The sequence below is a fragment of the Blautia sp. Marseille-P3201T genome (assembly GCF_900120295.1).
Taxonomy (GTDB): Bacteria; Bacillota; Clostridia; order Lachnospirales; family Lachnospiraceae; genus Blautia.
In genome coordinates this window covers 90,077-102,352 of the sequence record NZ_LT635470.1, presented here as the reverse complement: position 1 = coordinate 102,352, position 12,276 = coordinate 90,077, and the positions used below count along the sequence as shown (strand labels likewise).

Annotated in this window: 12 protein-coding genes; all 12 read right to left on the bottom strand. The window is 39.3% G+C overall.

Annotated features, from left to right (window positions below; genetic code table 11):
• Positions 1–13: 13 nt before the first annotated feature.
• Positions 14–1,189, bottom strand: a complete 1,176-nt coding sequence (locus BQ7352_RS08785) for an alanyl-tRNA editing protein (protein ID WP_072448837.1) — start codon at positions 1,187–1,189, stop codon at positions 14–16.
• Positions 1,186–2,484, bottom strand: coding sequence for a homoserine dehydrogenase (locus tag BQ7352_RS08780; RefSeq protein ID WP_072448835.1), 1,299 nt, complete (start codon positions 2,482–2,484; stop codon positions 1,186–1,188). The genes BQ7352_RS08785 and BQ7352_RS08780 overlap by 4 nt, the downstream gene beginning before the upstream one ends.
• Positions 2,465–3,289, bottom strand: a complete 825-nt coding sequence (locus BQ7352_RS08775; RefSeq protein ID WP_072448833.1) for a CehA/McbA family metallohydrolase — start codon at positions 3,287–3,289, stop codon at positions 2,465–2,467. The genes BQ7352_RS08780 and BQ7352_RS08775 overlap by 20 nt, the downstream gene beginning before the upstream one ends.
• 36 nt (positions 3,290–3,325) lie before the next feature.
• The gene (locus BQ7352_RS08770; protein WP_072448831.1) at positions 3,326–4,102 is read right to left on the bottom strand and encodes an SseB family protein; all 777 of its coding nucleotides are present in this window, start codon (positions 4,100–4,102) and stop codon (positions 3,326–3,328) included.
• Between the two features lie 67 nt (positions 4,103–4,169).
• Positions 4,170–4,712, bottom strand: a complete 543-nt coding sequence (locus tag BQ7352_RS08765; RefSeq protein WP_072448829.1) for a DUF2284 domain-containing protein — start codon at positions 4,710–4,712, stop codon at positions 4,170–4,172.
• A 19-nt stretch (positions 4,713–4,731) separates the two neighbouring features.
• Positions 4,732–5,532, bottom strand: a complete 801-nt coding sequence (locus tag BQ7352_RS08760) for a hypothetical protein (protein WP_072448827.1) — start codon at positions 5,530–5,532, stop codon at positions 4,732–4,734.
• A 139-nt stretch (positions 5,533–5,671) separates the two neighbouring features.
• Positions 5,672–6,208, bottom strand: a complete 537-nt coding sequence (locus tag BQ7352_RS08755) for a Fe-S-containing hydro-lyase (protein WP_072448825.1) — start codon at positions 6,206–6,208, stop codon at positions 5,672–5,674.
• 27 nt (positions 6,209–6,235) lie between these two features.
• Positions 6,236–7,081, bottom strand: coding sequence for a fumarate hydratase (locus tag BQ7352_RS08750; protein ID WP_072448823.1), 846 nt, complete (start codon positions 7,079–7,081; stop codon positions 6,236–6,238).
• A 23-nt stretch (positions 7,082–7,104) separates the two neighbouring features.
• Positions 7,105–8,049: an alanine-tRNA synthetase second additional domain-containing protein gene (locus BQ7352_RS08745; RefSeq protein WP_072448820.1), complete on the bottom strand. Its 945-nt coding sequence runs from the start codon at positions 8,047–8,049 to the stop codon at positions 7,105–7,107.
• Positions 8,050–8,136: 87 nt separating this feature from the next.
• Complete coding sequence (locus BQ7352_RS08740) at positions 8,137–9,384, bottom strand: methylaspartate ammonia-lyase (protein ID WP_072448818.1); 1,248 nt, start codon at positions 9,382–9,384, stop codon at positions 8,137–8,139.
• A gap of 51 nt (positions 9,385–9,435) precedes the next feature.
• A complete protein-coding gene (locus BQ7352_RS08735; RefSeq protein WP_072448817.1) occupies positions 9,436–10,884 on the bottom strand; it encodes a methylaspartate mutase subunit E in 1,449 nt (482 codons plus the stop codon).
• Positions 10,868–12,256: a methylaspartate mutase accessory protein GlmL gene (glmL, locus tag BQ7352_RS08730; RefSeq protein ID WP_072448816.1), complete on the bottom strand. Its 1,389-nt coding sequence runs from the start codon at positions 12,254–12,256 to the stop codon at positions 10,868–10,870. The genes BQ7352_RS08735 and glmL overlap by 17 nt, the downstream gene beginning before the upstream one ends.
• Between the last annotated feature and the right edge of the window lie 20 nt (positions 12,257–12,276).

Genomic DNA, 12,276 nt, shown 5'->3' with positions numbered 1-12,276 from the left:
GATTAAAACTCTATCAAATATTCTCCAAAAACTCCCTTATCTTTTTTTCCTCCCCTACAAGAGAGCCCTGTATCATCGGAGGCTTCCCTCCTCCTTTTCCCTGAAAAGCTTCATTTAATTTCTTACCGATTTCTCGGATATCTCCGCTGCTTCCCAGCACATAGCGAAATCCCTGTTTTTCATCTCCTACAAAAACGCCGCACACACCTTTTGTAAGCTCCATTCCTGCATTAACAAAGTTTCGCATCGCCACAGTATCTAATTCTTTTTCAAAAAGCATCAGATTTGCATTTGGATTTTCTTTTAAAGCTTCTTTTTCAGACTCTAAATATCCCATAACCAGTTTTTCCTGCATTTTTGCTGCTTTTTCTTTTAGCTGTTGGATTTCCTCTGTTAAACGCTTTACAGCCTCAGTCACTTCCTGCTGTTTTGCAGAAAGCATATTGGAAATTTGTACCACACTGGCTTGTTTTTGATTATAATCCTCCAATGCACGCATACCGCAGGCAATCCACAGACGCATACCGCCTTTATAGCGAATGGCATTGGTAATTTTAATCAGCCCTACATTTCCTGTTGTTCTCACATGTGGCGCACAGCAGGCACAAATATCGCAATTCGGGATTTCCACAATTCGAACCTTTCCCTGTAATTCTTTTTTGCTTCGATAAGGGATTTTTTCCAGTTTCTCTGCTTCGGGAAAATACGCTCTGATTTCTCTGTTATCTGCTGCCACTTGATTTGCTTCATACTCAATACTTCGTAATTCTTCCAGTGTAAGCGGACCATTATAATCCATGGTCACTTCTTCTTTTCCCAGATGAAACCCTACATTTTCATAACCAAACCTTCTATGTACAATACCGGAAACGATATGCTCTCCCGTATGCTGCTGCATTTTAGAAAATCGCTCCTGAAAATCCAACTTTCCTATCACTTCCTGTCCCGGCAAAATTTCCTCATCTATATAATGAACAATCTCACCGTTTACTTCCTGCACATCTGACACTTTTATCTCACTGTCTTCTGTGCTAAGTACGCCTGTATCTGCTCCTTGTCCTCCTCCTTCGGGAAAAAAGGCAGTTCTGTCAAGAACCGCCTCAAACTTATTTCCCTTTAGAGTACAGGACAAAACCACAGCTTTAAATTCTTTTATATAACTGTCTTCATAATATAATTGCTTTGTCATTGTTCCTCTCCATATACTCGGATAACGGAAGAAATCTTCTGCACCACTTCCATTTTCTCCAAAACCAAAAGCGCATCGTGGAAGTTTCCTTCTTTTACTCTTGATGTTACAATCACCAATTCTGCCCATTCTTCATGTTTATGTTTTTGAATCATTTGAGCAATACTTACTTCATATTTGCCCAGCACACTGGCAATTGCTGCCAATACTCCCGGATTATCGCTTGCATGAATACGCATAAAGAAGCGACTCTCAATATCTTCCTGATTTTTAATAGGAAGCGTTTTATAACAGGTACAGCGAATTCTTCCCGTACAGGAAAATAAAATATCACGTACAATATCAAATACGTCACCTACGATTGCACTTGCCGTAGGCAATTCTCCCGCTCCTCTGCCATAAAACATTGCATCATCCACAGCATCTCCATGAACAAAAACTGCATTAAATGAGTCGTTTACAGACGCCAGAGGATGCTTTTCAGAAACCAGCATCGGCTGCACAGATACTTCAATTCCCGTATCTGTATTTCTGGCAACACCAAGAAGCTTAATCACACATCCCAAATCCCTTGCATAACGAATATCCTTGGAGGAGATACGGGTAATGCCTTCTGTTGCCACATTTTCAAAAGTCACTCTGGAATTAAAAGCAATAGATGCCATAATCGCCATTTTTCTTCCTGCATCATAGCCTTGGATGTCCGCCGTAGGGTCTGCCTCTGCGTAACCCAGCTTTGTTGCAAGTGCAAGTGCATCTGCAAATTCCATATTTTCCTGTGTCATTTTTGTCAGAATAAAATTCGTAGTTCCGTTTACAATTCCTACGATTTCTGACAGATGATTTCCTGTAAGACACTGTTTTAAAGGGCGAATAATGGGAATTCCTCCTGCTACTGCTGCCTCAAACAAAAAGTCGCACTGGTTGGCAGCCGCACAATCTAAAAGCTCTCCTCCGTGAGATGCAACCAAATCCTTATTGGCTGTAACCACATTTTTTCCTGCTTTTAGTGCTTCCATAATGTATGTTTTGGCAGGCTCAATTCCTCCCATTACTTCAATCACAATATCGATATTTTCATCTTCTAAAATTTCTTTCCAGTTATTTGTCAGAATTTCCGGCTCTGCGATTTTTGCCGCAGCCTTTTTTAAATTCCGAACCAGAATTTTCTTCAATTTTACAGTAGCGCCGATTTTCTTCTCCATCTCGGCTTCCTGATTTTTCAGCACCTTATATACCCCGGTCCCTACTGTTCCAAGGCCTAAAAGTGCTGCGTTAATTACTTTTTTGCTCATGCTTTTCTTCCTTTTCAACCTCTACTCTTTCAATGAACCCTTTTTTCAGTTTGCTGTTTCGTTTAAATGCCTTGCTCCAGCCTCCGATTTTATTATATACCCAGAAGGAATGTGAAAGAACTGTTTTTGCCTTTCCTATTTTTTCCTTTGTTGTCTTTGTATAAATACTGCCGCCGCTGCTGAATTTTGTTCCTTTTATAACGTGAGCAATCAAATCCGACTCACAGGTAATGTCATCCGGCACTTCTGTGTATGCCAAACCTACACAGTCTGCCTTGTGTGCATCACTTCCCCCTGTTCCCGGCAAATCATATTTTTCTGCAATTTTTACGGCTCTGTCGTTTACCTCCTGCGGCTCGCAGGCATTAAAGGTTTCCATAAAATCAAATTCCTTTAAAATATCAGGATTTCGCTCATAAGCTTTTGCATTCATAAAGCTCATAAACTTTTCTCCGCACGGATGTGCCGGTCCTAAAATCCCCCCATAATTATGCACAATCGGTATGAGCATCTGCACCGGAATTCCACGAAGCTCCAACAAACGAAGCTTAATGTTTTCCGGCATAATTACAATAATATGCCCTGCATCCAGTGTATCGTATTCAATTCCTTTTAAAACTACAAAATCCTCATGCTTTTTTCCTTTGATATTCTTTTTCCAATAGCGATATCCCCCATAAGAGTCATGGTCTGTTACCAACATTCCGCCAAAGCCCTGTGCCTTTAGCATAGAAATGTATTCTTCTATCGGGACTTTTCCGTCAATAGAACCCTCTTTTGTATGGCAATGCATGTCAATCTTCATGACAACATCTCCTTCCCCACATTTGATATTTTGAATTTACATACCAAATCTTTGCTTTAATGCACTCATCTTCTCTTTTGGAAGAATTAAATTAAAACTGTTCGGATTGATGACAATACCTTTTGCAATCGGTATCAGCACCTTTTCCATGTTTTCAAAAGTTACCAGCAGAGCCTGAAATTTTCCTTCTTTATTAAATCTGCGGAACTCCTCAGCATCTGTAAATACAGGCTGAAAAACATCTCCGTTTTGATTTTTTACATAAGGAACTTGTACATTTTTTTCTTCTTCGCCCTTTTTCTCTACTGCCAAAAGGAACTTGCTTTTTACCACATTTGCCGCAACCTCTTCCTCCAGCTCAGGAAGTGACTTCTTTTCTGCCATTTCTACATCTCTGCGGAATTCCTGCATAAAGTAAATGGCAGATAATTGAAGCTGGGGATTGAGCAATGGTCTCTTTTCCTCCGGAAGTACAGAGAAATCCGGTTTTTTTACAATTTCTTCTAATTCAATCTCTGTTTTTTTATCTTTTTCATGATATACAACGCTATTTACTCCCAGTGTGTAAAGTGTTGTATAAAAATTAAGAAAACTCTTATTTTCTACTTTTATTCCGGCAACTGCATTTTTTTCTGCTGCAATAGGCTGTGCTGCTTTTTCCAAATCTTCTTTATCTTCGAAAATCCACACCTGATCGTTAAAGCTTTCTGCGTCGCAAATCACGAAGGGCTGTCTGGTAGCTCTTGAAAAGAGCGCAAATACTTCCTCTTGTGTCTGTATTTTCTGAATGAGTTCTTTTTTTACGTTATCCATGTCCTTCTTCTCCTGTTGTAATCTTTTCTATGTATAGTATACACCTTTTTCTTGTTTTTGTCCCTGTTTATTTCCTGTCAAAAAACAATAAACTGAAAAATGCCACTTTTCCGTCGCAATAATAAGGAAATCCACAGTATTCTGCCAGCTTATTCACCTGAATACAAAAAGCAGACAGGCAGGAAGCCTTTTTCTCCGGAAATGCACACTCTTTTCCTTCTCTGATTGCACACGGCGTACATAACTGGCACGGACCTGCCATTGCCGGCAAGTATTCCTGAATTTCTTCCTCCAGCTCTGAAATTAAAGTTCTGGTAAGCTGATTATGATGTTTTTTAATTAAACGTGTCTCACTGTCATCATTGATATCATGAACCATGGTAATGGTCTGAAGCACCAACGCTTTTTTAAACTTATCTGCTTTTTCTTTTAATTCCTCAAAAGTTCCGCAGGCAGGCGGACAGGAATAATTCTTCTCATAATTCCCACAGTAATTCATTTCACAAAATCTGCGAAAGCTTCCGTCGTATTGAATTTCCTGTGCATTAATAATTTTATAATTTGTAAATCCCAGATTTTCTGCTGCTTTTAAAATTTTTTCTTCCTGCATATTCTTTACCACCTTTTCTCTATTCTGCTGTCTTTACAGGTGTAACGGAAAATCCATATTCCATTTCTTTGTCTTCCCAAATTGCTTTTATCTCATAAATATATCCCGGCTGCATAGTAATTACCCAATTTCCTTCTTCATTCTTTTCGGAAGATACGCTTTCTCCTTCAGGAACAGGTGATGTGTCAGATGCTTCCATTTTTTTCTCTGCTTCCCATCGTACTGTCTCAATGCTTTCAGGCTGCATGCTGAATAAAAGCTCTGCCTGCGTATCCCCGTCTACGGAAAATTCTACAAGCTCCGGAAGTTTTAAAACCGGAATATCTGTCACTGTATCTGCCGCCACTGTCACCAGCGCATCCGGCTGTTTATAAGAAATATCCAAATACGGAGGTTCATTCTCATCCGGTACGACAATAAATTCTTCCAGATAATGTCCGTATTTTTCGATATATTCTCTATTTTCTTTTTCTTGTCTCTGTATTTTTGTAATTCCCGGATACTGTGCAGGATAGGACTGTGCAATAGCTCCGTTTCCCCAGATTTTCACCACATCTCCGGAATGTAAGTCTTCTTCTGTAATTTTCTTCTCTTTTTCATCATATAATTCCTGTGGAATTGTACCGAAAAATACCATTTCTGTATCTGTCTGTACAAAAATGCTGTTTCCCTGTTCATCTTTTAAATAAACCGCTTCCATATAGGGTTCTTCTGTTTTCTTCTCTTTTTTCTTAAAATTATTTTGTCCTAAAACCACTGCTCCGATGATTAAAATCACCAGAATAATTCCTACAATCCCTATAACTTTTTTGTTTTTCACCTTACTTTCTCCTTTACTGCTTTTTTATTTTCAGAATACCATAATTTGTGTCTGAAAACAACTGAATACACTATATTGATAAAAAAAGAAGGACATTACATTAAGTATCACTTACTGTAACACCCCTCTTTTGCTTTACCTATTTACAAACTTCATCGTAAAGATTTCTTCCTTTTGAGTCAATCACTACAATTACAGGGAAATTCTCTACTTCCAGCTTTCTGATTGCCTCTGTTCCCAAATCATCGTAAGCAATCACTTCTGCTTTCTTAATACATTTTGACAGCAATGCGCCTGCTCCGCCTACTGCCGCAAAGAAAACTGCTCCGTTTCTTACAATGGCTTCTGTAACCTCCGGTTTTCTTCTGCCTTTTCCAATCATGCCTGTAAGACCTAAGTCTAAAAGTCTCGGTGCATATTTATCCATACGGCTGGCTGTTGTAGGTCCTGCCGAACCGATTGCTCTGCCTTCTCTTGCAGGAGTCGGTCCCATGTAGTAAATAATATTGTTATTTAAATCAATAGGCAGTTCCTCACCTCTGTCTAAAGCTTCTGACATTCTCAGATGCGCTGCATCTCTTGCAGTGTAAATTGTACCTGTAATATAAACATAATCCCCGGCTTCCAAAGCTTTTACTTCTTCTTTATCAAGGGGTGCCTGTATATATTTGTCCATCTTCATTCCTCCCAAATTTCTGCTGTATTATATGGTTCTGTGAATGTGGCGGTTTACATGACAGCAGATATTTACTGCCACAGGAAGTCCTGCAATATGTGTTGCATAAGTATTTATATTCACTGCCAATGCAGTAGTATCTCCGCCAAGACCTGCCGGTCCTAAACCAATCTGATTGATTTTTTCCAGTAATTCTTCTTCCAGCTCTTTAATATGGGAAAGTTCTGAATGTGTACCAATTTCTCTTGTCAGGGCTTTTTTGGCTAAAATAGCAGCCTTTTCAAAAGTTCCTCCAATTCCCACACCAACAACAACAGGTGGGCAGGCATTTGGTCCTGCTTCTTTTACTGTATTAATAATTGCTTCTTTTACACCTTCAATACCATCTGCCGGCTTCAGCATATAAATTTTACTCATATTTTCGCTTCCGAAGCCTTTTGGTGCTACCATAATTTCCACCTGATCTCCAGGTACAATTTCATAGTGTATGATAGCAGGTGTATTATCTTTTGTATTTACACGCAACAAAGGGTCTCCTACCACTGATTTTCTCAGATAACCCTCTGTATATCCCTGTCTTACGCCCTCATTTACTGCATCTTCCACACTTCCGCCTTCGAAGTGTACATCCTGTCCTACTTTCAAAAATACCACTGCCATTCCTGTATCCTGACAAATTGGTATCATATCTTCTCCTGCAATATCCAGATTTTCTAAAAGCTGTCCTAAAATCTGTTTTGCCAATGGTTTTGTTTCCTTTTCGTAGGCATTTTTCATAGCTTTATCCATATCCGGTGCCAGATAGTGATTAGCCTGAATACACATTTCCTTAATATTCTGTGTTAAAAGTTTTACGTCTATACTGCGAATCATGCCAGCTTCCTCCAATTTCTGCTTTACTTTAACTGATTACTCTTGCTGATATCAATACGGTTAAAGTCCTTAATATCATCCGACTGATGTTTTCCCAGCAATCCAATTAACATATAATAACCGTTTTTGGGATCCTGAGGATAATCCTTTACCAAAGTAAAATCCTTAATCTTTCCGGTGCTGGAAATATGCATTCTGGGACCTAAGCATTCCAGTATATAATCTCCGATCTGTACATGATTTTCATCATAATAAGACACCGGTAAATCCTGTTCTACAGCTTTTTTTACTTTTTGTTCCAGCTCATAAAGATCCACCTGAGGCTTTTCCTCAAATTCTAATACAAAGCCATGGCGAACATCAGAACGTGGACCATCTTGTTCATAACCTTCTCCCATAAAGTGTACACACAGGTCTTCCAAAGTATGGGCTGCTTTTCTGTAAACTACAGATTTATGCACTATTTTCGCTATATTTTCCGGAAGTGGACCAAACATATTCGGTCTTGTAATAATAATTTCTTCTCCAATTCCCACTAATAAATCTGCATTGCGTTTTAAAAACGGAAAAATCAATTCAAAATGTTCTACAATTACCATCTTTCCATTTTTTGATGCTTCTAAAATTGCATCCGCAAGAACATGCATCTGAGTAAATGCCGATTCAAAACGAATATCTAAATGATATGTGTGCGGTGAAAATGGATCTTCCAGATTTTCGTGCAGCAGAGGCAAGGGGCGAATATTTACTCCTTCATCGTCATTAGTAAGGTCTATTCCCGGAAACATTCCTTTAATCAAAAGACTCTTTCCGGCGCCTGCATCTCCGATAATCCCAATAATATGGTCAAAAGGACTTAAATACATCTGACTTAACTGCATTCCCAAGTCTGCCATACGACGATTTCCTCTGGGTGCAAAATAATAACTATACAGGTTTCCATCCTGCATTTGTTTTGAATATGCCATATTTTTATTCCTTTTTATTTGCCAGAATAGCCAGTCACATTTCAGCGTTCTGAAATGTGCTGGCATATTCTGTTCATCCCTATTTTCCTAGTTCTTTCTTGCTTTACGAAGAGCTAAAATTCTTTCCATTTCGTTGTAAACAATCATGTACCCTTCGTCAACACCCATACCAGGTTTTGCTAAAATCTGATCTGGTTTTGTAGCCATAGCACAGTTTACACATACCTGAGCAGAACGGTCTGTTTCATTACATGTACCACCCTGATAAGCTCCAAATCCTTTTTCTTTACAATACAGAACTGCTTCTACTATATTGTTAATTCCACCAAGGTCAGGTGTTTTAATCTGAGCCATATGTCCGGCTTTATTATCTGCAAAATATTTTACATCTTCCAGAGTATTACACCATTCATCAGCTACCAGCTCTACGTTAATACCACGTCTGTCTACTTCTTCACGAAGTCCCTTTAAGCAAAGCATCTGTTTTTCTCTTTCCTCTGCATCCATAGGTCCTTCAATTCTCAAATGAAATGGTTTTGCTGCTTCTTCCAGTTCTGCAAGATAATCTGCCATTGCAGGATAGTTATCAACACCAAAGATAGCACCGATTGTACCATATACATCAATGTGGAATACAGGCATATAATTTTCATCATTGCGGAGCTTCTGTACACGCTGGCTTAACCACTGTACATACTCTTTTAAGATTTCTCCCTTTTCACCTAATTTTAACTTCACATTGTTAATCAATGCATGAGGCATTACAGCAGCACCTTTTAAAATCATTTTATCTGCATTGTCATAACGATTATCGCCGGACTGTGTGAAAATTGGAATTGGTTCTTCAGAAACAGTTGTACCATATTCATCAGCTACAACTTCACACATCAGTCTTTTACTGGATTTTGCTACTGCATCCAGAATTGCCTGGCTGACACCATAGCGAATTGCTGTGTGTAATCTCTTTCCGTCTACCTGAATGTTTTCAAGCATTTCACATAAACCTTTAAAGCTGTCCGCTTCTTTTCCAACTAACTCCGGTTTGATATATTTTTCAATAATCGGAATAAAATCTTCTGCTAAGAACAATGGATCACGTCCGCCTGCACCGGAATACTGAACAGCAGCACAATCACCCCACGCAATCTGTCCGTCCTCTAAAATCAACATAACGGAAATTGCTTCTCCTGCCTGTCTTACAGATTTAAATCCAGGTGTAACAGTTTCTCCAAAATAAGCTGCTCCATCAGATACAGCTCCTTTTTTAATTGCTCTTTGATCATCAAAGAAAAATCCTGTTCTTGCTTTAGAACAAACAACATCTACTATTTTCATGATACACTTCTCCTTAAATGTTTATAATAATTAAATTATCTTCTGTTGTTTTTATTTAGGCTTTCCAACAAGTCTTCCTTTACTGATAGCATATACGTCATCAATAACCATCTGGAATGAAGCTTTTCTCTTCTCCAGTTTTGCACGATGTTCAATCTTACCTCTGTTAAAATCAACCAGCTCCTGTGGTAATGGCACATTTGCTACATTTAAGTAACGAACTGCACCTTCATTATCACGTGCCGGAAGCATTTTACCAAAGTTATAACGGCTAGGTGCAAATGGAATGTCAATTACACCGGCTTTTACTGCACGAATAACACCAAGGGCTAAATCTCCCATACCAAGTTCGAAACATTTATCTACAATAGCACAGGTTTCTCCCTTAATAATTGCCTTTTCCAGTTCAAGAGCTGAACTCTTTAATTCCTGATCTGCCAACAGAGAAATTGCCTGTTTTGTACAGCGAAGTCCCTGTGCATTAGCTTCCATTGTAGGAACACCCATTGCTTCGTGAGGAGTTTTAACAATAACTTTTGTAGCTTTTGCAAGAGCAGCCACAGCACTTCCCCATGAAATAACTGCAAAGGCTTTCGCTTCATCCTGTGGAAATCCGCCCATCCACTGATGAAGAACAGAAGTAACCGTTACGTCTTCATATCCGTATTTATCCAGATATTCTTCTGTTAATTCTTCCAGTACTCTAAGTGCAGCTACGTCCTGTACTAAGTTACCACACTGGCCATAACCAACAGTTACGTTTTTAACTCCCTGTTCTGCTGCTAACAATGCTTCAATAATTGCAACTGCATTGGACATAGAAGGCGGAACCAAAGTACCTGTTAATGGACCATAAGGTTCACGGTTAATGGAAACTCCTGCTTCTTCATAAATACCAGTCAGACGGTCTACATACTGCCAGTCATAAATTGTTCTTTCAAGAGGAACATCTTTTGCGTAAGGGATATTATAAGAAATACCACCGCCTTCATAACTGGTAAATCCACCTGCATAGCAGATTTCTGTCAATAATCTGGCATCAGGAGTACCATGACGTACCTGTACAGGAGTATCCAGATTTTCAATAATCTGACGGCATCCATACACACCATGGTTTACGGCCGGAAAACCATTTAACATGGATTTCTGTGTATGAATAGACTCTTTAATACCTACTTCCGCTTCCTCATAACGGTTCTGACGTGTATAGGAGTCAATGGTTGTAGGAAGCAGATCTGCTTCACCTTTGTCCTGTAAATACTGTAAAAGTTTAATATGCTCATCAATTAACGCTACACCAGCTCTTGGCTGAATTAAAGTTTTTCTTTCTTTTTTTGCCTGTGCAAGTTTTCTGGAAAAACTCTTTGTTTCAGGCATATTTTTATGATATTCAATTGCTTCATCAAAATCAACATCCTTACCTGTTGACCACTGTCCTAAAATCTCATTTCGAATACCATAGAACTCATCATCCGATAACTTTTTATTCCTTATGTCCATAATAAGCAATCTCCTTCTTCATAATTTCCAGAGCAGCTGCCGGGTAATGCTGTGAAAGCAGTCCCATAGCTGCAAGGATATATTTTCTATCCACCAGGATTTCCGCATTCTCCGGGCGCAAAGAGCCAGGAGTGCTCTCATCATACAGCGCAAATTTTGCGATTTCTTCTGTATGCTTTGCATGTATTAAAGCTCCGCCGGTAACAACTACATATTTTACTCTGCGAAGATCTTTGCCGCTTTGTAAATATGTTAAACCACATGGCGTGTAAACCTGTTCCAGAGATCCTGCATGACGTGCTACTGCAGTTTCTACTGCCGCACATGCCAGTGCATAATCCATTTTTTCCATTTCTTCATTGTCAGGAATATAATCCGTATGGTCTCCCAGATAATCTACCAGTTCTTTTATTTTCTGGCGATTAATGCCGGATATTTTTGAAAGTCTTCTGTCACCTACTGCTTCCAAAATGCCGTGAACACTGTATCGCATACCAATGTCACCCTCCACACTTCTTTTTGCATAAGGTTCCTGTATTCCTTTCATAACAGTTCCCATATTAGCCGGACTTCCCTCTGCTATAGAATAGATGTCAGTAGTCGCTCCTCCTAAATCCACACCTACTAACTCTCCAATTCCCGGAATTTCTTCCCAGCCGTCAGATAAAAGTTCCATGGCTGTAAGCATTGCCGATGGTGTCGGCATAATAATTCCGGACACTAAATCTGATGCTTCTGAAAGCCCCTTTCCCTGAACAATTCTCTTTAAAAAGATTTCACGAATTTGCTTCTGAGTAGGTTCTACATTTAATTCACCAAGTCTTGGCATTACATTTTCACAAAGATATGTGGTTCTCTCCCCTAAAATTTCCTGACATTCCTCTGCTGCACATCGATTTCCCGCAATCACAATAGGACAATCATAACTAAGAGAAGATAACATCTGTGCATTATACAAAATGCATTCTGAATTTCCTCCATCTGTTCCACCTGTAAGCAAAATAATGTCCGGATGATATTCTTCGATTTCCCGCATATCTCCTTTTGTCAGATTAAAAGAATACGTTTTCCACACCTTTGCACCGGCACCAAGGGAAGCTTCCCTGGACGCCTGAGCTGTAAGCTCCGGTACTAAACCGATGGAAATCATTTTCAGTCCTCCGGCAGCACTGGAACAGGCATATCTCTCTTCATATTCAATATGTCCTGTTATTTTTTCCAGATTAGAAACAGCTTCCCGAAGGCCATTGTTAATATCTGTTTCTACTGTTGTATATGCTGCTGCTGTTCCAAGAACCTCGCAATTTTCCACATCAACTGCTGTCACCTTTGTGTTGGTGCTTCCGAAGTCCACCAATAAAATTGGTTTCATTTCAATCACCGCCTCGTCTT